27 protein-coding genes are annotated in these 24,394 nt (G+C 65.1%); 10 read left to right on the top strand and 17 right to left on the bottom strand.

Annotated features, from left to right (window positions below):
• Window positions 1-151 precede the first annotated feature (151 nt).
• The 6 genes from HOP58_RS13565 to fnr all read left to right on the top strand — a co-directional run bounded on the left by HOP58_RS13565 (window position 152) and on the right by fnr (window position 7,653).
• Window positions 152-2,044, top strand: a complete 1,893-nt coding sequence (locus tag HOP58_RS13565; RefSeq protein ID WP_234260588.1) for a histidine kinase — start codon at window positions 152-154, stop codon at window positions 2,042-2,044.
• 5 nt (window positions 2,045-2,049) lie between these two features.
• Window positions 2,050-2,715, top strand: coding sequence for a two-component system response regulator NarL (gene narL / locus HOP58_RS13560; RefSeq protein ID WP_010626257.1), 666 nt, complete (start codon window positions 2,050-2,052; stop codon window positions 2,713-2,715).
• Between the two features lie 286 nt (window positions 2,716-3,001).
• Complete coding sequence (locus tag HOP58_RS13555; protein ID WP_234260587.1) at window positions 3,002-4,633, top strand: antiporter; 1,632 nt, start codon at window positions 3,002-3,004, stop codon at window positions 4,631-4,633.
• 68 nt (window positions 4,634-4,701) lie between these two features.
• A complete protein-coding gene (locus HOP58_RS13550; protein WP_234260586.1) occupies window positions 4,702-5,160 on the top strand; it encodes a universal stress protein in 459 nt (152 codons plus the stop codon).
• Between the two features lie 54 nt (window positions 5,161-5,214).
• Window positions 5,215-6,720 (top strand): MFS transporter, encoded by a 1,506-nt coding sequence (locus tag HOP58_RS13545; protein WP_234260585.1) that lies wholly within the window; start codon window positions 5,215-5,217, stop codon window positions 6,718-6,720.
• Window positions 6,721-6,882: 162 nt separating this feature from the next.
• Complete coding sequence (gene fnr / locus HOP58_RS13540; RefSeq protein ID WP_010626253.1) at window positions 6,883-7,653, top strand: fumarate/nitrate reduction transcriptional regulator Fnr; 771 nt, start codon at window positions 6,883-6,885, stop codon at window positions 7,651-7,653.
• Between the two features lie 44 nt (window positions 7,654-7,697).
• Here fnr and HOP58_RS13535 read toward each other — a convergent pair whose 3' ends face one another.
• Both HOP58_RS13535 and HOP58_RS13530 read right to left on the bottom strand, forming a co-directional pair.
• Entirely contained in the window at window positions 7,698-8,138 is a 441-nt protein-coding gene (locus tag HOP58_RS13535) for a host attachment protein (protein ID WP_234260584.1), read from the bottom strand.
• A gap of 69 nt (window positions 8,139-8,207) precedes the next feature.
• Window positions 8,208-8,711 (bottom strand): Hsp20/alpha crystallin family protein, encoded by a 504-nt coding sequence (locus HOP58_RS13530; protein WP_010626251.1) that lies wholly within the window; start codon window positions 8,709-8,711, stop codon window positions 8,208-8,210.
• Window positions 8,712-9,082: 371 nt separating this feature from the next.
• On the opposite strand from HOP58_RS13530, the gene HOP58_RS13525 reads away from it, so the two are divergent.
• Genes HOP58_RS13525 through HOP58_RS13510 form a run of 4 tightly spaced genes read left to right on the top strand, consistent with a single transcriptional unit; the run spans window position 9,083 to window position 11,000 of the window.
• The gene (locus tag HOP58_RS13525; RefSeq protein WP_234260583.1) at window positions 9,083-9,529 is read left to right on the top strand and encodes a hypothetical protein; all 447 of its coding nucleotides are present in this window, start codon (window positions 9,083-9,085) and stop codon (window positions 9,527-9,529) included.
• Between the two features lie 15 nt (window positions 9,530-9,544).
• Entirely contained in the window at window positions 9,545-10,108 is a 564-nt protein-coding gene (locus HOP58_RS13520) for a hypothetical protein (RefSeq protein ID WP_234260582.1), read from the top strand.
• Window positions 10,109-10,699 (top strand): cytochrome c oxidase subunit 3 family protein, encoded by a 591-nt coding sequence (locus tag HOP58_RS13515; RefSeq protein ID WP_234260581.1) that lies wholly within the window; start codon window positions 10,109-10,111, stop codon window positions 10,697-10,699.
• A 4-nt stretch (window positions 10,700-10,703) separates the two neighbouring features.
• Window positions 10,704-11,000, top strand: coding sequence for a cytochrome C oxidase subunit IV family protein (locus HOP58_RS13510; RefSeq protein ID WP_234260580.1), 297 nt, complete (start codon window positions 10,704-10,706; stop codon window positions 10,998-11,000).
• A gap of 60 nt (window positions 11,001-11,060) precedes the next feature.
• Here HOP58_RS13510 and HOP58_RS13505 read toward each other — a convergent pair whose 3' ends face one another.
• The 15 genes from HOP58_RS13505 to HOP58_RS13435 form a co-directional block, all read right to left on the bottom strand.
• Complete coding sequence (locus HOP58_RS13505) at window positions 11,061-11,267, bottom strand: hypothetical protein (RefSeq protein WP_234260579.1); 207 nt, start codon at window positions 11,265-11,267, stop codon at window positions 11,061-11,063.
• A gap of 12 nt (window positions 11,268-11,279) precedes the next feature.
• Window positions 11,280-13,220, bottom strand: a complete 1,941-nt coding sequence (locus tag HOP58_RS13500; protein ID WP_234260578.1) for a VWA domain-containing protein — start codon at window positions 13,218-13,220, stop codon at window positions 11,280-11,282.
• A gap of 162 nt (window positions 13,221-13,382) precedes the next feature.
• Window positions 13,383-14,201 carry a CbbQ/NirQ/NorQ/GpvN family protein gene (locus tag HOP58_RS13495; protein ID WP_234260577.1) on the bottom strand — a complete coding sequence of 273 codons (819 nt, stop codon included), beginning with the start codon at window positions 14,199-14,201 and terminating at the stop codon, window positions 13,383-13,385.
• Between the two features lie 68 nt (window positions 14,202-14,269).
• Complete coding sequence (locus HOP58_RS13490; RefSeq protein ID WP_234260576.1) at window positions 14,270-15,622, bottom strand: cbb3-type cytochrome c oxidase subunit I; 1,353 nt, start codon at window positions 15,620-15,622, stop codon at window positions 14,270-14,272.
• 30 nt (window positions 15,623-15,652) lie between these two features.
• On the bottom strand, window positions 15,653-16,099 hold the full coding sequence (locus HOP58_RS13485) for a cytochrome c (protein ID WP_010626242.1): 447 nt from the start codon (window positions 16,097-16,099) through the stop codon (window positions 15,653-15,655).
• A gap of 237 nt (window positions 16,100-16,336) precedes the next feature.
• The gene (locus tag HOP58_RS13480; RefSeq protein WP_234260575.1) at window positions 16,337-16,654 is read right to left on the bottom strand and encodes a carboxymuconolactone decarboxylase family protein; all 318 of its coding nucleotides are present in this window, start codon (window positions 16,652-16,654) and stop codon (window positions 16,337-16,339) included.
• Window positions 16,655-16,730: 76 nt separating this feature from the next.
• Window positions 16,731-17,123, bottom strand: a complete 393-nt coding sequence (locus HOP58_RS13475; RefSeq protein WP_010626240.1) for a SirB2 family protein — start codon at window positions 17,121-17,123, stop codon at window positions 16,731-16,733.
• 58 nt (window positions 17,124-17,181) lie between these two features.
• Entirely contained in the window at window positions 17,182-18,384 is a 1,203-nt protein-coding gene (locus tag HOP58_RS13470; RefSeq protein ID WP_234260574.1) for an NnrS family protein, read from the bottom strand.
• Between the two features lie 115 nt (window positions 18,385-18,499).
• Window positions 18,500-20,026 (bottom strand): nitrite reductase, encoded by a 1,527-nt coding sequence (locus HOP58_RS13465; protein WP_234260573.1) that lies wholly within the window; start codon window positions 20,024-20,026, stop codon window positions 18,500-18,502.
• Window positions 20,023-20,877 carry a uroporphyrinogen-III C-methyltransferase gene (gene cobA, locus HOP58_RS13460; RefSeq protein ID WP_010626237.1) on the bottom strand — a complete coding sequence of 285 codons (855 nt, stop codon included), beginning with the start codon at window positions 20,875-20,877 and terminating at the stop codon, window positions 20,023-20,025. The genes HOP58_RS13465 and cobA overlap by 4 nt, the downstream gene beginning before the upstream one ends.
• Window positions 20,878-20,942: 65 nt before the next feature.
• Window positions 20,943-22,157, bottom strand: a complete 1,215-nt coding sequence (gene nirJ / locus HOP58_RS13455) for a heme d1 biosynthesis radical SAM protein NirJ (RefSeq protein ID WP_234260572.1) — start codon at window positions 22,155-22,157, stop codon at window positions 20,943-20,945.
• A gap of 28 nt (window positions 22,158-22,185) precedes the next feature.
• Window positions 22,186-22,734 (bottom strand): Lrp/AsnC family transcriptional regulator, encoded by a 549-nt coding sequence (locus HOP58_RS13450; protein WP_234260571.1) that lies wholly within the window; start codon window positions 22,732-22,734, stop codon window positions 22,186-22,188.
• A complete protein-coding gene (locus HOP58_RS13445) occupies window positions 22,709-23,188 on the bottom strand; it encodes an AsnC family transcriptional regulator (RefSeq protein WP_010626234.1) in 480 nt (159 codons plus the stop codon). The genes HOP58_RS13450 and HOP58_RS13445 overlap by 26 nt, the downstream gene beginning before the upstream one ends.
• Complete coding sequence (locus HOP58_RS13440) at window positions 23,185-23,724, bottom strand: AsnC family protein (protein WP_234260570.1); 540 nt, start codon at window positions 23,722-23,724, stop codon at window positions 23,185-23,187. The genes HOP58_RS13445 and HOP58_RS13440 overlap by 4 nt, the downstream gene beginning before the upstream one ends.
• Window positions 23,721-24,194 carry an Lrp/AsnC family transcriptional regulator gene (locus HOP58_RS13435; protein WP_234260569.1) on the bottom strand — a complete coding sequence of 158 codons (474 nt, stop codon included), beginning with the start codon at window positions 24,192-24,194 and terminating at the stop codon, window positions 23,721-23,723. The genes HOP58_RS13440 and HOP58_RS13435 overlap by 4 nt, the downstream gene beginning before the upstream one ends.
• Between the last annotated feature and the right edge of the window lie 200 nt (window positions 24,195-24,394).

The following is a 24,394-nucleotide window of genomic DNA, read 5'->3' as shown; positions in this document are numbered from 1 at the left end:
CCCGCCAGGTCAAAAGGGCAAGCGAGGTACCTCTTTGGTGGCAGTCCGCCGCATCGACAGGTAGGATGCGCCGCCAGCTCTTGGGGTTTAATGTCGCTGAGGGGTTATAGTGTCGACATGCCCCGCGCCTTTGTGGAGTCGCCCGCCGTCAATGAAACTGCTGCAACGTTCCCTCGTGGCCCGTATCGTCGCTTCGCTGCTGGCGATCAGCGCCATGGCCCTTATCAGCATCGTGGTGACCATGGCCGTGGCCGGTGGCAGCCGGGGCGATGCCGCGGCGATCAACGTCGCCGGCTCGCTGCGCATGAACACCTACCAGATCGTGGCCGCGCTGCAGCGTTACGAACGCGTTCCCTCGCTGGAGCATCGGGCCGAGGTGCACGTACTCAAGCGACGCTTCGAGGAGCGCCTGGCCAGCGACGAGCTGACCGGGGCGATTCCGGTTTCCGAAGCCCATGAGCTGCGCCGCCAATACCGTCTGATACTTGGCCGCTGGCATAACGAGCTCGCCCCCCAGGTGAGCGAGGCTGTGGCCAGTCAGTACGTGCGCATCGAACCGCTCAACCGCACCCTGGACGGCCTGGTGGGCGACATCGACACCATGGTCAAGCAGCTCGAGCAGAACACCGAGGCCAAGATTCGCCTGCTCAGTGCGCTGCAGATCCTGTTCCTGGGCCTGACGGCGGTGGTGGTGGCCATCGCGCTCTACGACATTCGCCACAACCTGGTGGCGCCGCTGCGCCAGCTGATGGTGCTGGCCCGCGAGGCCGCGCGGCGCAACTTTTCACTGCGTACCCAGCTCAAGGGCAGCGATGAACTGGCCATGCTCGGCAAGACCTTCGACACCATGTCCGAGGAGCTGGGCACCAGCTATGCCGAACTCGAGGACAGGGTCAAACGTAAGACCCATGAACTCGAGCGCAGCAGCCAGGTGATGCAGGTGCTCCACGACGGCAGCCGCTCGCTCTACGGCGGCGGCAACGACCTGTGTACCAGCGCTGCGCCCATGCTGCGCCGGGTGGCGGAGCTGCTCGACATCGGCCCCATCCGGCTGTCGCTCAACGACCCCCACGACGACCGCCAGATTCCCGTTCTTGCCACACACGCCGCGCGACGTCCGGACTTCTGCCGCGACCACGACTGCCACGCCTGCCTGATCTCCCCGCACCCTATGCGTCTATCCGATACCGAAGAGGGCGACTGCGTGCTGCTGCCGGTGAGCGTGGGCGACGAGATGCTCGGCACCCTGGAAGTCTGGCACCCCAAGGGCGAGCGCCTCTCCGACGGCGTGCGGCGACTGCTCAACGCCCTGGCCGACCAGCTGGCCACGGCGGTGTATCTGCAGCGGCGTATCGAAGAGGAGCAGCAGGTCTCGCTGATGAGCGAGCGCACCATCATCGCCCGCGAGCTGCACGACTCCCTGGCCCAGTCGCTCTCCTACCTCAAGATGCAGGTGGCGCGACTGGAGCGCATGCAGGCCAAGGAGGCCCCCAAGGAGATGCAGGCGGCGGTGTTCGACGAGCTGCGCACCGGCCTCAACAGCGCCTATCGTCAGTTGCGAGAGCTGCTCACCACCTTCCGCCTCAAGCTGGAGGGGCCCGGCCTGCAGTCGGCGCTGCAGCAAACCACCGAAGAGTTCGCCGAGCGCATGGGCGCCCCGGTGGAGCTGCACTTCGACGTGCCGCCGCATTTGCTCAACCCCAATGAAGAAATTCACCTGCTGCAGATCGCCCGCGAGGCGCTGAGCAACACGCACAAGCACGCCCAGGCGCACTGGGCCGCCGTCACGGTGAAATTCCATGAAGCGCGTATCCTGCTGCGCATCGAGGACGACGGCGTGGGCCTCGAGAACGACGACTCGCCGCCCATGCACTACGGGCTGATCATCATGCGCGACCGCGCCCACACCCTGAGCGGGGAGCTCAAGCTCTCCAATCGCACCGAGGGCGGCACCTGCGTGGAAGTGGTCTTCACGCCCCAGACGGCGCGACTGATCACCCGCCAGCAAGCCATCGAACCCACCCTTCACGACCAAGGAAACTGAGACCCATGGGCCAGTCAGTCAACGAGACCCCCGCCAGTATCCTGATCATCGACGACCATCCGCTGCTGCGTCGCGGCGTGGCTCAGCTGCTGGAGCTTGAAGAAGACCTCGAACTGGTCGGCGACGCCGGCGAACCGCAGCAGGGCGTACGCATGGCCGCCGAGCTCGACCCCGACATGATCCTGCTCGATCTCAACATGCCGGGCATGGACGGCATCCAGACGCTGAAGGCGCTGCGCGACTCGGGCTATGCCGGACGCATCGTCATGTTCACCGTCTCCGATCACGAGGAGGACCTGGTGGCGGCCCTGCGCGGCGGCGCCGACGGCTACCTGCTGAAGGACATGGAGCCCGAGGAGATGGTGCGCCAACTGCGTCAGGCGGCGCTGGGTCGCATGGTGGTGAGCGAGAGCCTTACCGCCCTGCTGGCCGAGGCGCTGCGCAACCAGCGCTCGGCCCCGGCCACACCGGACATCCACAGCCTGACCCAGCGCGAGCGCGAGATCCTGCGCGAGCTGGCCGGCGGGCTCTCGAACAAGCTCATTGCGCGCAAGCTCGATATCTCCGAAGGCACGGTCAAGGTCCACGTGAAGCACCTGCTGAAGAAGCTCAATCTGCGCTCGCGGGTAGAAGCGGCGGTGTGGGCCGTGCAAGAGGGAATCGATAGGTAGAAAGCCGGGGGATATCCCCGGCTCTGTGTGGATACCTCCAAAGACTCCCAGGCGCCGACAAGGCGCCTTTTTCTTGCCTCGGCGCTTTTCTCTTCGTTAAAAAAACAACGACTTAGCCAAATACCCCTGCTACCTCTCAAGAGGTATTTCCCTGATTTTCCGGCATTTTCGGCCGGTTTCGCCGCCCTTTTCCCGGGCGTATCTTTGCCTCAACCGAACCTGAATTGATCCCGGTCAGGACGGATGTCGCAAGGCGGGATCAGTGGAAACTCAAGGGGAAAACGTCATGGCTAAAACGAGCGCCGATATCGGCAAGCTCGGTGCCGGCAGACCGAAAAATGCCGACATCGAGAACTGGGATATCGAAAACGAACAGTTCTGGGAGCAGGAGGGCAAGCGAGTCGCCTCCCGCAACCTGTGGATCTCCATTCCCAGCCTGCTGATGGGCTTCGCGGTGTGGATGATGTGGGGCATGATCACCACCCAGATGCAGAACCTGGGCTTCCCCTTCGCCGTCGATCAGCTCTTCATGCTGACCGCCATCGCCGGCCTCTCCGGGGCCACTCTGCGCATTCCCGCCTCGTTCATGATCCGCATCGCCGGCGGGCGCAATGCCGTGTTCTTCACCACCGCGCTGCTGATGATCCCCGCCTTCGGCACCGGCGCCGCGCTGATGAACCCCGACACGCCGTTCTGGGTGTTCCAGGTCCTGGCGCTGCTCTCGGGCATCGGCGGCGGCAACTTCGCCGCCTCGATGAGCAACATCTCGACCTTCTTCCCCAAGAAGAAGCAGGGCTACGCCCTGGGCATGAACGCCGGCCTGGGTAACTTCGGCGTCACCACCATGCAGATCCTGATCCCGCTGGTGATGACCGTGGGCATCTTCGGCGCCATCGCCGGCGGCTCCATGGAGCTGCAGAGCGCCAGCGGCACGCTGATCGGCCGCATCGAGGCGGGCACGCCGACCTGGATCCAGAACGCCGGCTTCATCTGGCTGGTATTCCTGGTACCGCTGGCCTTCCTCGGCTGGTTCGGCATGAACAACCTGCGCCCCATCACGCCCAACCCGGGCACGCCGATGCAGGCCTTCGGCAAGATACTCGGCCTCTACGGAGTGGGCGTCGTCGCCACCGTGGTGGGCATCGTCACCCTGCAGTGGCTCGGCATGTGGGTCGCCCTGCCGGTCACCATCCTGCTGACCCTGGGCCTGATGCGCCTGATCCCCGGTGAGATCAAGCCCAACATCCAGAAGCAGTTCGCCATTTTCTCGAACAAGCACACCTGGTCGATGACGGTGCTCTACATCCTGACCTTCGGCTCGTTCATCGGCTTCTCCGCGGCGCTGCCGCTCTCCATCAACGTCATCTTCGGCAACATGATGGAAGTGGCCGCCGACGGCAGCGTCACCCGCGTGGTCAACCCCAACGGCCCCAGCGCCCTGACCTGGGCCTGGATCGGACCCTTCGTCGGCGCCCTGATCCGCCCCTTCGGCGGCTGGGTCTCCGACAAGGTGGGCGGCTCCATCGTCACCCAGGTGATCTCGGTGGTCATGGTGGTGGCCTCGGCGGTGACCGGCTACGTGATGATGCTGGCCTACAACTCCACCGATCCCAACAGCTACTTCGCCCTGTTCATGCTGCTGTTCGTGATCCTGTTCGCCGCCAGCGGCATCGGCAACGGCTCCACCTTCCGCAGCATCGGCGTGATCTTCAACGCCCAGCAGAAGGGCCCGGTACTGGGCTGGACCTCCGCCGTGGCCGCCTACGGCGCCTTCATCGCCCCGGTGGTGATGGGTGGCCAGATCCGTGCCGGCACCCCCGAGCTCGCCATGTACGGCTTCGCGATCTTCTACGCGGTGTGCCTGCTGATCAACTGGTGGTTCTACCTGCGCCCCGGCGCCGAGATCAAGAATCCCTGAAATGCCGTCCGTGCTCCGGCTGCACGCCGGAGCACACCCCACTACCTTGCCTTCTTCGGAGGGATGTCATGAAAGTCATGATCGCTTATGACGGCTCACGCAACGCCAAGCTGGCCCTGGCACAAACCGTCAGCCTGTTTCGCTGCAACGCCCCCACCCTGATCCTGGTCGGCGTGGCGGAAAATCCCGGCGACGCCACCGACGCCAACGAAGAGCTGTTCCAGCAGGAGTACGAGGAACTCAAGGCCGCTCTCAGGGAGGGCGCCGACTTCGCCCATCAAGAGGGCTTCGAGGTCGACTGGGTACTGGCCGAAGGCGACGCCCGCAAGATGCTGCTGCAAGCCACCAAGAAGCATACCCCCGACATGCTGGTCATCGCCCGCCACAGCAGCAAGCCCGACGGCGGCATCATCGCCCAGTCGCTGAGCTACTTCGTCGACGAACTCGATTACATGACCTTCGGCAAGGTCAGCTCGTTTCTCGCCCGGCGCGTCGAATGCCCGCTCTTGATTCTGCCAAGCCCGTGACGGCGATCCCGTCATACGTGGCTAATTTCGCTTTCACTTCAGGATGATACGACCATGAAAGTGTCTTCCATCTTCAAGTTTCGCAGTCCGGAGATCAGAGCCCTTCACCTGACCTGGATCGCCTTCTTCATCACCTTCTACGTCTGGTTCAACATGGCGCCCTTGGCATCGAGCATGCTCAAGAGCGTCGACTGGCTGACCCGCGACGACATCCGCCTGTTCGCCATCGTCAACGTGGCGCTGACCATCCCGGCACGCATCATCGTCGGCATGGCGCTGGACCGCTTCGGCCCGCGCCGGGTGTTCTCGGTGCTGATGGTCTCCATGGCCGTTCCGGCGCTGGTGTTCGCCTTCGGCAACACCATGTCGCAGCTGCTGATCTCGCGCCTGGTGCTCAGCTCCATCGGCGCCAGCTTCGTGGTCGGCATCCACATGACCGCACTGTGGTTCAAGCCCAAGGACATCGGCTTCGCCGAAGGCTTCTACGCCGGCTGGGGCAACTTCGGCTCCGCCGTGGCCGCCATGACGTTGCCCACCATCGCCCTGACCATGTTCGGCGGTGCCGACGGCTGGCGCTACGCCATCGGCATGAGCGCCATTGTGATGGCCGCCTACGGCGTGTTCTACTGGTTCGCCATCACCGACGGCCCCGACGCCAAGGCGCATCGCAAGCCGCGCAAGGCGCTGGCCATGGAAGTGAGCTCCTGGCGCGACATGATCCTGCTGATCCTGTGGACCATTCCGCTGGTGGGCTGTCTGGCCATCCTGGTATGGCGCATCGAGGGCATGGGCTACCTCTCCAGCACCGGTGCGCTGATCTGCTACGCGGTGATCGCTGCCGTGGTGGTCTATCAGATCGTGCAGATCCTGCGGGTCAACATCCCGATCCTCAAGAAGGGCGTACCGGAGGACGACAAGTACTCCTTCGGCAGCGTGGCGGCACTCAACAGCACCTACTTCGCCAACTTCGGCGCCGAGCTGGCGGTGGTTTCCATGCTGCCGATGTTCTTCGAAGAGACCTGGGGGCTGACCGCCGCCGCGGCGGGCATGATCGCCGCCTCGTTCGCCTTCGTGAACCTGGTGGCGCGCCCCATGGGCGGCCTGGTGTCCGACCGCATGGGCAACCGCCGCTTCGTCATGCTCAGCTACATGTTCGGCATCGGTATCGGCTTCGTGCTGATGGCCCTGCTCAACTCCAACTGGCCGCTGATCATCGCCATCGCCATCACCATCTTCACCTCCTTCTTCGTGCAGGGGGCGGAGGGCGCCACCTTCGGCATCATCCCCTCGATCAAGCGCCGCATCACCGGCCAGATCTCGGGCATGGCCGGCGCCTACGGCAACGTGGGAGCGGTGGTCTACCTGACCATCTTCACCTTCGTCACCCCGACCCAGTTCTTCTACATCATCGCCGGCGGCGCCTTCCTCAGCTGGCTGATCTGTCTGATCTGGCTGAAGGAGCCGGAAGGCGCGTTCGACGAGGAGTACTACGTCTCCTCGGTGGACCGCATGATCGAAGAGCAGGAACTGGCCGCGGCACAGGCGCAAGGCAAGTCATGAGGGTGGGTTGAATCGACCCTAAGGCTCACCAAGGCGGCGACTTCGGTCGCCGCATTTATTGGGACAACACTAAGTAAAGCGTCGTATATGCCTATCCCAACCCTTCACCGTCATCTGGATTGATTATTCTTAGAAGAGAGCGATACAGGACGAGGTGTTGCCATGGGGGAAAGCAGCAACGCTAGTCAATTGATTCGACTTCATGAAATTCGTAAGGCTTGCAGCTCCTGCAGCCTGCGCGAACTCTGTTTGCCTGTTGCGCTGGACCGCAAGGATACCGACGAGCTGGATCGTATCGTCGAGCATCGCCGTCCCCTGAGGAAAGGTGAGAAGCTGTGCCGTCCGGGCCAGCCATTCAGCGCCATCTATGCCGTACTGAGCGGCAGTCTGAAAAGCAGCCTGTTGGGGCACAGAGGCGATAGCCAGGTCATTGCTTTCCACCTGCCGAGCGAGCTGGTCGGGCTTGATGCCATCGGCAGCGGGAGCCACCCCACTACCATCGAGGCGCTGGAAACCACCAGTGTGTGCAAGATTCCCTTCTCCCAATTGGAAGCCCTTTCACGCAAAATCCCCGGGCTGCAGCACCAGTTACTGAGAGTGATGAGCAAGGAGATATTTGATGAGCATGAGCTACTGCAGGTGGTGTCGCGGCGAACTGCCGAGCAGCGCCTGGCCATCATGCTGATCAATCTGGGTCAGCGTTTCGGTCGACGCGGCCTGTCGCGAACGCGATTCCGTTTGCCCATGTCCCGCCTCGACTTGGGCAACTATCTCGGGCTCGCCCCGGAAACGACGAGCCGAGCGTTTCGGCGCTTCATCGATCAGGGCTTGCTCAAGGTTACCGGCAAGGAAGTCGAACTGCTGGACCCGAGCGCACTACAGGAACTCACCGACGGTATGAGCGCACCGTTCCACAGCAGAAAGCAGCGTTGAGGCAATCTGCCAATGCGCCGCACTCCTCCCCGATCGGTTTTTGCTCATACAGGCCGCCCGGGCAGATGCGCGCGAATCTCCTCGGGACTCAGGCTGGCTAGTTCCTTGTCCAGGGTATGGGAAACGCACTTCATGACCTGCTCCGGCAAGGCCTCCTTCAAGAACCCGAGAAAGCGGGGCGGCGCGCAGAGCACCACATGACCAAGCGCCCCCCTGCCATACTCGGCGCCAAGCCGTTCGCCGATCGCAGTGGCAAAGCGGATCGCTTCCTGTTCCTTGGGCGAGTGGTGCTTGCCCATGGCATGCCGACCGACACCCATGGAATCGAACGTCCGGCCGGGACGATCGGCGTTGATGTCTCGCTCGTGCAGTTTGCCTTCAGGGTTGACCAGTGTGTCCACTTCCTCCAGGGCGGCCGTTGCTTCGGGCGCGGTGAAGAATCGCGCACGTGCCTGATCGGCCACCACCACCCAAGTCGCTTTCATGCCCACCTCCCGTGTAGTCAATAGGCGAGCCGAGCATCTCGGCCCGCCGTCTCGTCATCATCTGGAAAATCACTTGATATCGAGCTTGCGCCGAGGTACCTCTTTGACCTTCGGCAGCGTCAGTTCCAGCAGCCCGTTGTTGAATTTGGCCTCGGCCTTATCAGCATCGACTTCGCAAGGCAGGGCAACCGTGCGTTCCACACGGCCATGGGAGATTTCACAGCGATAGTACTCGCCGCTTTCTTCCTTGGACTCCTTGTGGCGCTCTCCCTTGATCGTCACGGTGCTGTCGGTGACCGAGACATCCAGATCCTCACGCGCCATACCGGGAAGCTCGGCACGTATCACAACCTCCGCATCCCGGTTGACGACATCGACCTTGGGCATTCGGCTCCCGGCGGCCAGCCGCTCGAAAACCGGCAGGTCCCAGCGCAGCGGATGCCCCCATCCTCGTTCGAGAAAACGATCGAACATGCGGTCAAGCTCACGGAACGGGCTCGCTTCCTGCGGCGGCGTCGCTGACGGCACTTCACTAACGTTGGGTCTGATTTCCTTAACGCTCTTCTTGGACATGGCACTGGCTCCTGTTGGCGAATCCAAACGCAGTGCGGCGGTCGGACTCATGTGCATGCTTGCCATTGAGAAAGCTAGGACGGATCCGGCCCAAGCAAGTTGATGCAAATCAAGTCAGCGACCACTATCACTTTCTCGCCTGTAGCCAAGAGGAGCGAATCTGTTCCGAGCCAGGCAAGTCAGGATCAAGCAGGCCACAGCAGAGCGGTGGCGCGACACCCCACCTCGCCGAATCCCATACCGAAACGACGCCGCATTGACCCAAGGCAAGGACAGCCAGCACCTCGCAAGGCATAGTACCAATAACAGGCATTCAAAATACTCTTTTAACTTCCGACGCACTCACGTCGACACACCCACGGGAGGGAGCGATGTCCACCATCTCGTACGCCAATACATCAACCGATACGGCCGCAGCGCCGCTCGATACGCGAGGCCGCAGCCTGGCCGCGGTCGTCTACGTGCTCTATCTGGGCAGCATCATGGCGGTGGTCACCGCACCCATCGGCGTGCTGATCGCCCACCTTCGCCGTCGCCGCAATGCGGAATGGGTGGAAAGCCACCTGCTGTTCCAGATCCGTACTTTCTGGCTGGGTGCCCTGGCCGGTGGGGCGGTGCTGGCCGCCTGGTACCTGCTGGGCCTGATCGGCGCACCCTCCTGGGCTTCCTGGGTGCTGGGCTACGGTTTCTTCACCGCCTGCCTGGCCTGGACCATCGGCCGCAGCGGCGTGGGGATCAACCGCCTGCTGAACGACCGCGCCATCGATGACCCGCGCAGCCTGTTGTTCGGCGGCGCCAAGGTGTCGCTGGGAGACTGACTGGGGAGCTCACCAATGACTACCGCCACCTCGACCCTGCAATTGCCACCGACACGCTCCGCTGCCGTCAGTGGACTGGCCTGGGGCTTCATCGCCTTCTCCACGCTGACCGCGGCACTGCTCACCCTGCCGCTACTGCCCGGCGAGGCGCTGGTCGCCTCGCTGGGCGTCGAAACCGGCAGCGGTGGGCTCACCGGCGGGGTGGCCTGGCTGATCGAGCGCAGCAATACCGTGGCCGGCCTACTGATGGTGGGCGCCGCCGTGACCCTGGCGCTCTCCGTGGCGCTGCTGCAGCGTCGGCGCTGGGCGCGGCCGGCTTTTCTCGGCCTGATGGCGGCCGGCTTCGTCGGCGTGCTGGGCGGCGCCGCCCTGACCCCGCTGACCTTCGGCTTCATGGCCGATGCGGCCGGCGAAATGGCCCGCTACGAGGAGTCGGTGGCGGGCCTGATCGGCGCCCTTTCGGTGTTGATCATGGTGGCCACCGTGCTGGTGGTGCTGTTCGCCTGGGCCGGCTGGAAGCTGACCACGCCGGCGGTTCGCGCCGAATTCGAGCACACGCCCGTCGCCCCGGAGCGCTGAGTGGCGAACCGTCACGAGCTGTCTCAGCCGCGGCCGCTGCCCAATCCGGGCTGGGGACCGCTGGCGGCGCTGCCCGGCAATCCGTTGATGTGGGTGCTGATCCTCAGCGAGATGGTGGTGTTTGCCGCCTTCTTCGGCCTGTTCGCCTGGCTGCGGGCCGGCGAGCGCGAGGTCTTCGACGCCTCCCAGCAGTTGCTCGATCCGGTGACCGGCGGCATCAACACCATGGTGCTGCTGACCAGCGGGCTGTTCGCCGCCCTGGCGGTACAGGCCATCACCCAGGGCAGGATACGGCGCTGCCGCCAGTGGCTGGGAGCGGCCTTCGCCCTGGGCGTGGTGTTCTGCGTGGTCAAGATAATGGAGTATGCCGATAAGCTCGGCCAGGGGCTCGCGCCCGAGACCAACACCTTCTTCACCTTCTACTATCTGCTGACCGGCTTCCACTTCGCCCACGTGCTGTTCGGCCTGGGGCTGATCGCCCTGGTGGCCTGGCGCATCTCCCACGACAACGTGGAGACCGCCGCGGCCTTCTGGCACATGGTCGATCTGATCTGGATCCTGCTCTACCCGATCCTCTACCTGCTGAGGTGAGCCCATGACCGACACGCCGAACGCCACCCGCCGGCTGCTGATCACCTGGGCAGTGCTGATGGGGCTGACGCTGGTTACCATGCTCTCCGCCCAGCTGGGCGGCGATGCCCGCCTGGCCGCCCTGCCGCTGTGGTCGGCGGGGCTGTTGCTGGCCACCACCTTCTTCAAGGCCCACCGGGTGCTGATGGTCTACCTCGGCCTCAGCGACGCCTCGCCGGCCTGGCGCGGCGCCTTCGTTGGCCTGACACTGGCTACCCTGGTGCTGGTGGGATCGGGCTATCTCATCGCCCGGTTCTATTAAGGACTCAACAAAAACGGCGCCGCTATCGAGGGTAGCGGCGCCGTTTGCTGTGGCACGGGTTCAGTAGGAGGGTGGCGGCGGCCCGACACCGGCCCACTCCGCCAGCCTCCGGCCCAGGCGGATCAGGCCGTAGACGGCGAAGGGGGCAACGAACATCATCAGGATGCCCCAGTCCTGGGTGTTGATCACCCAGGCCAGCGGGGTAATCACGGCGAAGGCGGCCAGCAGGCCGAGGGTGAGTGCTATAGCGGGACGGTTTACTGTCATCTTCACTCCCCCCTAGTTACCTATGATTTGACGGTAAATTCCCGGCAGTGCGAGAGAAAGATGCTCCGGCCGGTTGACGATGGCGTAGCTGCCGCGGCCGAACAGGTGCGACACGTACTGGTGCGCCTCGCTGTCGATGGTCACGCCGAACACCCGCACCTCGTGCTGGCGCGCCTCGAGCACCGCCCGGCGGGTGTCCTCGATGCCGTAACGGCCTTCGTAGTAGTCGGTGTCGTTGGGCTTGCCGTCGGTGAGCAGCAGCAGCAGCCGATGCCGGTTGGGACGTTCGGAGAGCTCCTTGGTCACGTGGCGGATCGCCGGCCCCATGCGGGTGTAGTGGCCGGGCTTGAGCGCTGAGATGCGCCTTGCCACCCGTTCGCTCATGGCCTCGTCGAAGGTCTTCAGGGTATTGACCCACACCTTCTGACGCCGGTGCGAGGTAAAGCAGTGAATGCTGTAGTCGTCACCGCAGCCGGCCAGACCGTGGCCCAGCACCAGCAGCGCCTCCTTGGCCACGTCGAGCACCCGGCGGTCTTCGAGCCAGGCATCGGTGGAGAGCGAGACGTCGACCAGAATCGATACCGCGAGGTCTCGGGCCTGCTGGCGGGTGGCCTGGTAGAGCCGATCGCTGGACTCGCCGGTGGCGGCCAGGTCGCAGCGTGAGCGGATCACCGCGTCCATGTCGAGCTCGGTGCCGTCGTACTGGCCACGCAGGGTCTCGCGACGCGGGCGCAGCGCCTCGAACTCGCGCCGCACGCGACGGATGCGCCGCTGGGTGGCGTCATCGGGCTGCCACTGCTCGCCTTCCTCGCTGGCCAGCTCGGTGTGCACCAGGCAGTGTTCGGGCAGGTAGATCTGCTTGCGGTAGTTCCACTCGGGATAGGTGTGCTTGCCGCGCAGGCGCTCGCCCAGCGCCTCGTCCGGCGGCAGGTCGAGGTCGACCTTAATGCGCGTCGCCGCCCGCTGCTTGTGCGGGCTGAGGATGATCTCCTCCATCTGCTCGGCGGCGCGCTTGGCTTCCTCGTCCTCGTTGTCCTCGACCAGGCGGTTGAGGTTCACCATCTCGGTCCAGGAGAGCATCTTCTCGAAACGGTTGGCTATCAGCGGGTCGTCGCGCTCGGTCTGGTCCTGGCGCTTGCGCTCGGCCTTGCGCTTGCCGTCGCTCACCGTCTGGGCGCTATTGGTCTCGCCCTCTTCCGGGTCTTCCCGGCTCTCGTCGCGACCGGCCCCGGTGCCCAGGGCCACCACCTGACCCCACAGCGGCACCGGCAGCGGCGGACGATAGCCGCGCGGCGCGCCGATACCGTCGAGCGATAGCTCGGGCCGCGTCACGGCGTGATGCATGGCCGCCGCCCAGCCTTCCAGCTCCCGCTCTTCGCCGAGCAGCACGCGCAGGGTCTGTTCCAGCGCCAGCTCCATGGTCGGCAGGCGCTTGCGGGCCGGGCGCACCAGCAGCAGCGCCTGGCACAGTCGTCGATAGCGCTCGGCCAGCCCAGGGAAGCGTTCGAGCGCAGCGTCACGGGCGCGCACCGCCTCGCGCAGGCGAGCCAGGTCGGCACGCAGCGGGTCGCGCTGCGGCTCGGGCTGGCGCGCCACCGCCAAGTAGGCCACCAGCCAGAAGTAGAGATCGCGGTTCAGCTCGGCGTCGGGGAACAGATCGATGCGGGGCGGCAGCAGCAGGTTCTCCTCGTCGCGCCGGGCCTGGTCGATGGCCTCGTCGTCGAAGCCGAGCCGCTGACGCAGCGACAGGCGGTGATTGGAGCTGCGCGCGATGATGGCGGCGACTTCAACGCCCGCCTCGCCGCCGCTGGCGCGGAAGAACACGCCGAGCACGTGGCGCATCCGCTCCATGGAAACGGCCGCTTCCGGATAGCGCTGGTAGCTGGCCGCACTGGAGGCCCAGCGATGCCAGTGACGACCGACGAACTCTTCGAGCTCGAGAAATTGCAGCATGGCGGTTCTCCTACTCCTATTAAGGGAGCGCTGAGACATGTCACGAGCGAAGATAGGCTGGGCGCCGCCGGAGCGCAGGAACCGGAGTGTAGCCTGCTACATGAGGATTCCGAGCACCGCCGGCGGTCAGGATATCGAGCGCAGTAATGTGTCAGTGCTTCCTCAGCCGAAAGTGGCGCGAATCGACTCCATCAACCCTTCCTGCACGTCCAGATCGTCCGAGAGCGGCTCGACCAGAGTGGCACGGGTGGCCTCGAGGATCGGCATGCCGGCATTGATCAGGGTGGCGCAGTAAACCAGCAGGCGGGTGGAGACCCCCTCTTCCAGGTCCTGGCCCTTGAGTTCGCGCAGGCGCCCGGCCAGGTTGACCAGCGCGGCGCAGCGCTCATGGGAAAGGCCGCTCTCGCGGGCGACGATGTCGCACTCCACCCGCGGCGGCGGGAAGTCGAACGACATCGCCACGAAGCGCTGGCGGGTGCTCGGCTTGAGCGACTTGAGAATGTGCTGATAGCCGGGGTTGTAGGAGACCACCAGCATGAAATCGTCCGGCGCCTCGAGCAGCTCGCCGGTTCTTTCCAGCGGCAGCATGCGGCGGTCGTCGGTAAGCGGGTGCAGCACCACGGTGACGTCCTTGCGGGCTTCCACCACCTCGTCGAGGTAGCAGATGCCGCCCTCGCGCACGGCGCGGGTCAGCGGGCCGTCGACCCAGCGGGTCTCGCCGCCCTGCAGCAGGTAGCGGCCGGTGAGGTCGGCGGCGGTGAGGTCATCGTGGCAGGAAACGGTGAACAGCGGGCGCCCCAGCTTGGCCGCCATGTGACTGACGAAGCGGGTCTTGCCGCAGCCGGTCGGCCCCTTGAGCAGCAGCGGCAGGCGCTGCCGGTACGCCTGCTCGAACAGCGCGCACTCGTTGCCGACCGGCTCGTAGTAGGGCAGCTCGCGCGCAAAGGCGGAAGCAGCGTTGGTGGCGCTAGCGGTATACATGGCGAAACCTCCAAGAAAGAAGAGCCGGGAGAGAAGAGGACGGGGCGGCATGCCGCCCCGTCCCTGGCTCACTCGGTGGCGACGATGGAGGGCTGCCTGACGTGAGCGCCTACCTGCTCACGGGCCGGCCCGAACACCGCGTAGAAGAACATGGCGGCGGCGAGGGCAACGAAGATGCCGGTGCCGAAGCGCATCACGTAGAACAGCTCGAGCTGTGCCTGCACCTGCATGAAGTTCATGCCCAGTACCCGCTGCAGGTGGGTCTGCACCACACCGGCGAAGGTCAGGGTGAAGGTCATGAACCACATGGCCGAGGTCATGATCCAGAACGCCCACATGTTGAGCACCTGGTTGTAGGGCTGCACGCGGCGCAGCTGCGGCATGGCGTAGGTAATGATGCCCATGATCAGCATCACGTAGGCGCCGTAGAAGGCCAGGTGGCCATGGGCGGCGGTGATCTGAGTGCCGTGGGTGTAGTAGTTGATCCACGACAGGGTGTGCATGAAGCCCCACACGCCGGCGCCGAAGAAAGCCACGGCGGCACAGCCCAGGGTCCACAGCATGGCGGCCTTGTTGGGGTGGTTACGGCTGCCCTTCCAGAACATGTAGAAGGCGAACACCACCATGGCGAAGAACGGAATCACCTCCAGGGTGGAGAAGATGCTGCCGATCGGCTGCCAGTAGCCGGGGGTGCCGATCCAGTAGTAGTGGTGGCCGGTACCCAGCAGGCCGGAGAACAGCGCCAGGCCGACGATCACGTAGAGCCACTTCTCGATGATCTCACGGTCGACGCCGGTCATCTTGATCAGCAGATAGCCGAGCAGCGAGGCCATGATCAGTTCCCACACGCCCTCGACCCAGATGTGCACGATCCACCACCACCACAGCTTGTCGAGCGCCAGGTTGTCGGGGTTGTAGAAGGCGAACAGCCAGAACACCGCGGCCAGCCACAGGCCCAGCATCAGCACCATGTTGATGGCGGTCTTGCGGCCCTTGAGCATGGTCAGGCTGGTGTTGAACAGGAACATCAGGAACGAGACGGTGATCATCAGCTTCGCCCACAGCGGCTGCTCGAGGTAGTGACGCCCCTCGTGAATGCCGAACTGGTAGCTGATCAGCGCGCCGGCGCCGGCAATGGCGAACAGCAGCAGCTGGAAGTAGGCCAGCTTGGGACTGTAGATCTCGTTCTCCGCCTCTTCCGGCATCAGGTAGTAGGTGCTACCCATGAAGCCGATCAGAAGCCACACGATCAAGAGGTTGGTATGGCTGGTACGGGTGATGTTGAAGGGCATCGCCTCGGACATGAAGTGCGGCCACACGTAGGCTGCCGCCGCCGCCAGTCCGAAGATGATCTGTAGAGCAAATAGTGCCATTGCCAGCATGAAGAACGGCAAGGCCACCTTCTGCGTTTCGTATTTCATCGTTCGACTCCTTGGTTCCTGGAAGGGGGATCAGCCCGCCGGGTGCGGCGGCCAGCCCTGGGTGTCGATGGAATCGGTCCACTCCAGGAAGTCGATCAGCGCCCGCATCTCTTCGTCGTTGATGTCGTGAGCCGGCATCTGGCGACGGCCGGGGGCACCGGTGGGCTGGGCGTTCATCCACGCCGTCAGCGCCATGCGGGCAGCCTCGGGGTTGTCGCGTCCGCCGAAGCGGGTCCAGACGTTGCCGACCTCAGGCGCGAAGTAGGAGCCTTCGCCGAGGATGGTGTGACAGTTGATACAGTTGTGCTCTTCCCACACGTGCTTGCCCAGGCGCACGGAGTCCGACATGGGCTGGGTCGAGGTATTGACGATGTAGAAATGGCTGTGAGCCGTAAGTGCGGCAAACAGCAGGAAAAAGAAGAGCGAGCCGCCGTAAAAGATATTACGGGCCGCCGCCTTGGTGAGGCCTTCGGTCATGGGCCTTTCCCCCTCGCTGGTGACACTTCAGGGACCTGCGACCGAAGTCGGCGAGCCCCACCCCTTAAACAAGCATCTATAATGCATCTTAAGAGTACAACCATGGCTGAGGGGTAGCATTGACCTTCGTCAAATCGGCGGTGATGAAAGGCGGGAGCAGAGAGAGAGCGGGGCTTTCAGAGAGCGGTGGAATGTCGCACGGCGGGCCGCTGGGGCCCGCCCGTCAGTCGTTCGTCTTCATGCGTTGGTGATGTCCTCGATCCAGGTCAGTGCCGCCACCCCCGCCGGCAGCCCCAGGGTAGGAATCGCCAGCATGGCCACCTGCTTCAAGGCCTCCGGTTCGATGCCTTCGTCCATGGCGCGGCGCATATGGGAATGCACGGCCCCCTCCGAGCCGCCGCCCACCGCCAGCGCCAGCTTGACCAGACGCCGCGTGCGGTCATCCAGCGGCCCCGCTTCGGCGCACGCCTTGCCCAGCGCAGCATAGGCGCGCCACACCTCGGGATAGTCGTCGGCCACCTTGCCGGCACCGGAAGGAAGATCTTGATTGGCCATGTGGTTTTTCCTCGTCTTGTCGTGAATGTCTCGGCAGGCTTCAGTATAGAAGCCTGCAGCGTCGTAGAAAGCCGTCTCAAAGGGGCAGGAAGAACCAGGGGTCCTTGGTCATGGCCGTGCCCATGATGTAAACGAACACCACGATGGCGGCCAGCGCGGCTAGCCCCCGCGACATCGGCGTGCGCCCGCGCTTGATCGCCACGGTGCCGAGCAGGATGTAGCCGAGCAGGCCCAGCAGCTTGGCGGCCAGCCATGGATGGTGCTGCGGCCACATGGAAAGCATCGTCATCAAGGTGAGCCCCAGCAGCAGCAGCAGGGTGTCGTTGATGTGGGGCAGGACCCTCACCCAACGCCGCTGCAGCAGGGAAGTCTCGCGCACCGACCACCAGGCGCGCACGATGAAGAAGGTGATACTGAGCACCGCGGTGGTCATGTGCAGGTGCTTGATCAGTGAATAGTACTCGATCATCGACTGGCTCCGTCCTTGCCGGCCTGTTATTGCCTCGGCCTCTATCCCCGCTGACCGTCTATCCCCTTTGACCGTCTACGCGGGCACTCATGAGTGGCAGCGTATAGTGAAACAGGAAGATGAGGTAGGCGATACACCAGAAGATGATGCTCAGATTGTAGGTCCAGTGGGTGATCTGCGGGAACATGGCGAGGATCGGCGAGCGCAGCAGAGCCCCGGCGAACATCAGCGCCAGGCCCACGCCGATGCCCGGCAGGGTGCGAATCTCGCGCCCGGTGTGCCCGAGCGAGACCCGCGCCATCATCGCCAGCATCATCGTCGCAATGCCGCCGATGGCCAGGGCATGCACGGCTAGCTCGACGCGGAAGGCACCCATCAGCGCCATGGCCCACATCGTCAGACCGAGCGGCACGAAGGCGTAGCTCAGGTGCAGGCCCCACAGCAGCGGCTCACGCAGGGTGCGATGCCCTTCCCAGCGCACCAGACGTATCAGACTGGCTGCCGCCGCCACCAGCATCACGCTGGCCATCAGCACAGGCGGCACGACGGCACCGAGCAGCGCTGCAAGTTGCAGCAGCACGATCGCCAGCATCGAGCCCAGAGTCAGCCGCTCCAGTGCCGGGATCGCCGCCGGCTGCGGCCGCCCCAGCTTGCGAGAAGTGAAGAAGGGGATCACCCGTCCACCGAGTAACACCATCAGCACCGCGATCAGTAGTACGCCGAGATAGCCCCCTTCGCGAATCAGCGTGAACTTGCCCTGGGCCACGCCCAGGTGCATGGCCAGATTAGCCCCGGCCAGCAGCAGCAGTACCGGAACGAACATCAGGTTGCGCCACAGTTTCACCGCTACCACCAGGCGCCCCATGACCAGCGCCGCCAGCGGCAGGAAGGCCACGTCGAGCACGATCAGCAGCCATACCGGCAGCCCCATGGGAAACGCCAGGGTGATGCGGGCCGCTAGCCACAGCGCCACCAAGCCTAGTAGAGGCGCGCCGCTCAGGCTCGGCCGGCCGGTCCAGTTCTGCACCGCAGTGAGCAGGAAGCCCACTACCACGGCGGCACCGAAGCCGAAGATCATCTCGTGCTGGTGCCACCACATCAGCCCGCCGTGGGGGCGCAGCAGGATGTCGCCGTGCCAGAAGGCGAACCACACCACCATGGCCAGCACGCTGAACAGCGACGCCAGCAGGAAGAAGGGACGAAACGCCAGCCGCGCCAGGGGCAGGCGCGGCTGGTTGGGAGCAGGGGAAGCAGTGTTCATGGCGGCATACCCGACTTGAATGCTTGGATGAATCCATTATGGCGATTCGCGTCGGGCGGCTTCATGACGAGTATCAAGAATGCTTCTTTTTAATCGCCCGCGCAGCCAATGATTACTAATGGCTGGTGCCTTCTTCGTATTGGGTCTTATTCCACACATTGTACTTGCCCGATGGCCGCTTCATCGGCATGCGCCCCAGCTCCTCCAGGGTGTTGGCGTCGAGCCACAGCAGGTAGCCGTCGTCGTCCCAGATACTCAGCAGCAGGGTCTCGCCGCGTCGGTCGAACTCGACGTGGGCAGCGGTCTTGCCCGGTTCGGGGATCAGCGTCTCGACGATCTCCAGGCTCTGCTTGTCGATCACGTGGATGCGGTCGTGGTTGGGACCGAAGAAGACGTCGACCCAGGCGTAGGGCGAGTTCTCGTGGCTGCGCATGAAGAAGCCGGGACCATCGGTCTCGATATGGGTGATCAGCGACCAGTCGGTCATGTCGAACACCGAGACCTGCCCCTTGTCGATGTGCGGCATCGCCATCACCCGGCGCCCATCGAGTTCCCAGGTGATGCCGGCGCCCAGGTGCGGCATGCCCTCCAGCGGCAGGTCGGCGACCTTGACCTCCTCGTCCATGTCGAACACCTGGCCGCCCTTGCCGCCGCGAGCGGCGCCGACCAGGTAGCGGTACTCCATGTCGAAGAAGAAGTCGTCGAGGTAGTCCGGCGCCTCCATGCGGTGCAGGGCGAAGTCGCCGACCAGTGCCTCGTCCCCTTCGGCCCGCTCCTCGGGCCAGCGGATCTCCCACACCTCGGGGATGTCGCGCAGGGCGGCGACGAAGCTGTTGCGCGGCGGTGCGGTATAGACGGCGCTGACCCGTGAGGTCTCGCCGTTGAGGCCTTCCACCGGGATGGAGGCGATCAGCTCCAGGTTGCGCGCATCCAGCAGCACCAGGGTATGCGGCAGGTAGTTGCCAGCCAGCACGTAGTTGCCGTCGGCGGATACCGCGATGTTGCGCATGTTGATGCCGGCACGCACCTCGGCGGTGACCTCGAGGTTGTAGATGTCGTACTTGGTCACCCAGCCGTCGCGGGAGCCGAAGAACACGTAGCGGCCGTCCGGGGTGTACTTGGGCCCGCCATGCAGCGCATAACGACTAGGGAAGCGGGTGATGCGCTCGAAGCGGTCGCCGTCGAGCAGACTGACGTGGTGATCGCCGATCTCCACCACGATGAACAGGTTCTTGAGATCCTCGACCTCGAACACCGGTTCGTCGGGCAGCGTGCCATAGGCGTGGCTGACCACGTGGCTGGCCAGGATGTCCGCATCGCTCCAGCTCGGCTCGACCTCCGGCGGCTCGTAGATCCACTCCGCCAGGGCGGCGATCTCGGCCTCGCCGAGCAGCTCACCGTAGGCGGGCATTTGGGTGGCGGCGCGGCCATCGCGGATCACCTCGACCGCCTCGGCGTGCTTGAGCCGCGAGAGGTTGTCGGGTAGCAGCGCCGGGCCGATGCCGCCGAGGCGGCTCACGCCGTGGCAGATGGCGCAGTGGTGATTGTAGAGCACGTTGGCGTCGGGCTCGTCGGCCAGCGCCGGGACGGCGGGAACGGTCAGGCCCAGCAGGCCCCCAATGAATAGCCTGGAGAGTTTCACAGTGCCAGCCCTCCCACGGCCAGGGTCGAGTCGATATCGCTGCGGGTCAGCCGGGTCATGCCGAGGGCCAGGACGTCGGCCAGGCGCACCACCTCGCCCACCACGATCAGCGTGGGCGGCTTGAGCCCCTCGCGCTCGATCGTTTCCACCAGATCGCCCAAGGTGGCGAAGACGTTGCGCTGCTGGGGAGTGGTGCCACGTTCCACCAGCGCCACCGGGTGCTCCGCCGGCAGGCCGTGACGCTGCAGCTCGGTGCTGATCAGCCTGGCGTTGGCCAGGCCCATGTAGAACACCGCGGTGTGATGGGGAACCGCCAGCGCAGCCCAGTCCAGCGCCAGCTCGCCGTCGGCCTTGGCGTGGCCGGTGACGAAGGTCACGCTCTGGGCGTGGTCGCGGTGGGTGAGCGGGAAACCGGCGTAGCTGGAGCAGCCCGAGGCCGAGGTGATGCCGGGCACCACACGAAAGCTGACGCCGCACTCGACCAGATACTCGGCCTCCTCGCCGCCGCGGCCGAAGATGTAGGGGTCGCCGCCCTTGAGCCGCAGCACCCGCTTGCCCGCACGAGCCAGCTCGACCAGCAGGGCGTTGGTCTCCTCCTGGGGCAGCGAATGGTGGCTCGAGGCCTTGCCCACGTAGTAGCGCTGCGCCTCGGGGCGGGCCAGCGCCAGCACCTCCTCGGACACCAGCCGGTCGAACACCAGGCAGTCGGCCTGCTGCAGCAGTGACAGGGCGCGCAGGGTGAGCAGGCCCGGGTCGCCGGGGCCGGCGCCGACGATGGCGACCTCGCCGGGCGCCAGCGGTGCCTCGTCGAGCTCGAAACCCGGATGTCTCGATTGGCGGTGTGTTGTCATGATCGGCCTCTCCCCGAAGCGTCAAACGGTCTTTTTTTCGTGTTCCGATATGGGTGTTCCGAGGCCTACAGCTCGACGGCCTGAATCGTGTCGAAGGGGGCGGCCACGCGCCGCTGGCGCTCTTCTTCCACTCCGATCTCCTCGTTGCTGAGGTAGCAGCCGGGATCCTCCTCCCAGGGGTCGCCGGTCACCTTCCACGCCCGCACCCGAGTGTTGCCGTTGCAGATGGCAAGAAAGCGGCACTCGGCGCAGCGCCCCTTGAGCGGCCGCGGACGCTGACGGAAGCCCTGCATCAGCTCGTCCTGGCTGTCGCGCCAGATCTCCGAGAACGGCCGCTGGCGCACGTTGCCGATGGCGTGGTCCCACCAGAAGGTGTCCGGGTGCACGATGCCCAGGTTGTCGATGTTGGCGATGTACTCCCCCGAGGCGTTGCCGCCCCAGTGGGTCAGGCGCCGCTCCAGCGCCTCGACCCGGTCGGGAAAGTGCTCGCGAGCCCACATCAGCAGGAAGGGGCCGTCGGCGTCGTTGTTGCCGGTGACGTACTCGCGCTCGACACCGCGTTCGAGCTCGGCCCGGCAGTGGTCGAACAGCCGGGTCATGGCGTCGCGGGTCATCTGGTACCAGGCGTCCTGCTTGCGATGACGGTGGCCACGCCCGCCGTAGTTGAGGTGCGAGAGGTAGAACTTGTCGACGTCGTGCTCGTCGATCAGCGCCAGGATGGCGTCGAGCTGCTCGTAGTTCTGCTGGGTCAGGGTGAAGCGCAGCCCCACCTTGATGCCGTGCTGCTTGCACAGCTTGACCGCATGCATCGACTCGCGGAACGCCCCCTTGCGCCGACGGAACTCGTCGTGGGTGGCCTCAAGGCCGTCGATGCTGATGCCCACGTAGTCGTAGCCACACTCGGCGATCTGCGCAATATTGCTCTCGTCGATCAGGGTGCCGTTGGTGGAGAGCCCGGTATAGATGCCGAGCTCCTTGGCGCGCCGAGAAATCTCGAAGATGTCGGGCCGCATCAGCGGCTCGCCGCCAGAGAGGATCAGCGCCGGCACGCGAAAGCGCTTGAGGTCGTCGAGGACGCTGAAGACCTCCTCGGTTGAGAGTTCGCCCTTGAAGTCGACGTCCGCCGAGACGGTGTAGCAGTGCTTGCAGGTCAGGTTGCAGCGGCGGATCAGGTTCCAGATCACCACCGGGCCGGGGGGCTTGGGCGGCGCGGTGCCGGTTTCCCTCCCTTGGGGCGAGGGCTCGAACAGCGATTTGACGTAGCGAGTGACACGGAACATGGAAACCTCCTCTGGCGCGGCGCAGGCCTCAGCGCGGCGGACCGGGCCGGCGGGCGAGCCGCAGGCCGGTCTTCTTGAGAATGCGGGAGCTGTACAGGATGCGGTGGTCGCGGCAGGCCTCGCCTAGCATCTCGCGCAGCGCCTCGGCCTGGCGCTCGACCTCGGCCTGGCTCTTGCCGTGCAGCATCACGAACAGGTTGTAGGGCCACTCGGGCAGGTGGCGTGGGCGACGATAGCAGTGGCTCACGCCGCGGATGGCGGCCACTTCGCGCCCCAGGCGCTCGATGTGGGCATCGTCCACGTCCCATACGGTCATGCCGTTGGCCACGTAGCCCAGCCGATAGTGGTTGGGTACCGCGGCGATGCGGCGGATCACACCGCTCTGCTGCATGCGCTGCATGCGCGCGCGAACCTCTTCGCCGGCGAGACCGAGCGGCCCACCCACCGCGCTCCAGGGATCCGGCACCAGCGGCAGGCCGGCTTGGGTGGCCAGCACGATGGCGCGGTCGATGGCGTCGAGGCCGTGTGCGCCGGCGGCTTCGGCCAGCGGCTCAGACGGGCAGGTGGAGACGGACATGGAATTCCTCCTGCTTGGGCATGTTGAACACCGCCAGGCCGGTGGTGGCCTCGATCGCCGCGATGGTCTCGCCGATACGCTCGGGGGTTTCGGTGGCCAGCACGAACCACATGTTGAGGCGGTGCTCGCGGCGGTAGTTGTGGGCCACCTCGGGAAAGGCGTTGACCGCCGTAGTGACCCGCTCGAAGTCGGCTTCCGGCACTTCCAGCGCCGCCAGGGTCAGGCCGCCGCCCAGGCGCTCGGCGTGGTACATCGGGCCGAAGCGGCTCAGCACGCCATCCTCCAACAGCCGCTCCAGGCGATAGAGCAGCTCGCCTTCGGAGAGGCCGAGTTCGGCGGCCACCGCGGCGTAGGGGCGCTCGACCAGCGGCAGGCCGTCCTGCAGGCGGTTGACGATGCCCCGGTCGGCCGCGTCGAGTTCGGCCGGCTCGGGCCGGTGACGGTGGGTACTCATGGCTGCTTCTCCCGGGCGTAGCGCCCGCCGCACTGCTTGTAGGCCTTGAGGCTGAACAGCACGCGGTGGGGAACATCCTGCAGGCCATGACGCTCGACGATGCCGTCGAGCGCTGCCAGCACCCGCTCGCGGCGGGCGCCGTGGATCATACAGAACAGGTTGTAGGGCCAGACGGGCAGGCGCCGCGGGCGGCGATAACAGAGCGTCACGGCGGGCTCCGCGGCCAGTTGCTTCCCCACCTCTGCCACGGCGGCATCGGGCAGGTCCCACACCACCATGGCGTTGGCGCGCATGCCCAGGGCGTGATGCCTCACCACCAGCCCCAGGCGCTTGATCAGGCCTTCGCGCTGCCAGCGCTCGACCCAGACCAACACCTCGCTCTCACTCATGCCACACTGCTCGGCCAGCGCCCGCCAGGGGCGTTCGGTCAGCGGCAGGCCACGTTCCAGCAGCGAACGCAGCCGCTCAGGGCATGCGCTCGCGCGAAAAGCGGTGGCGTTAAATGTGGCTGTGGCGGTCGAAATCAGGCCGTTCATGGCGTCTCCAGCTCGTCCCAGGGAATCGGAAAGCCGAGGTCGATGTGGTAGGCCTCGACCATCGGCAGACGCAGCACCGCATACCCCAACTCCTCTTCCAAGGCTTCCAGGCGCGCCTCGAGCTGCAGCTCGTCGGCCGCCGTCATCACGAACCAGAGGTTGAAATCATGCTCGCGCAAATAGTTGTGATTGACCCCCGGTGAGCGGTTGATCGCCGCCGCCACCCGGTCGCGCTCGACCTCGGGCACCGCCACCGCTGCCAGCAGGCTGGCGCCGGCGCGGGAATGGTCGAACACCGGACCGACCCGGCTCAGCACCTGGTCATGCTGCAGCCGCTGAAGCCGCTCGATCACTTCGGCCTCGCTCGCTCCCAGGCGCTCGGCCATGGCCGAGAAAGGCCGCTCGCAGAGCGGCAGGTCGCGCTGATAGGCATCGATGAGGCGTCGGTCGAGTGAGTCGAGTGCAGCCATGGGCAGTGTCCCGGCAGGCCGAAGGAAGCATGATCTTAAGCGGTATCTTACATGCGACATCAGCCCTGAAAGCGGCCATCGACGCTGCCGTTGACACAGGTCAAAAGAGGTATTTTCAAAGTATCTTTTTCACGCGCTCGAAGCCGCTACTTGCCGCGGCATTGACGTTCGTCAAAACAATGGCGTGATCGGAGCGCAAC

The organism is Halomonas sp. MCCC 1A11062 (assembly GCF_021404355.1).
In the GTDB taxonomy this organism is placed as follows: domain Bacteria; phylum Pseudomonadota; class Gammaproteobacteria; order Pseudomonadales; family Halomonadaceae; genus Halomonas; species Halomonas aerodenitrificans.
This window is presented reverse-complemented; position numbering and strand designations above follow the sequence as displayed.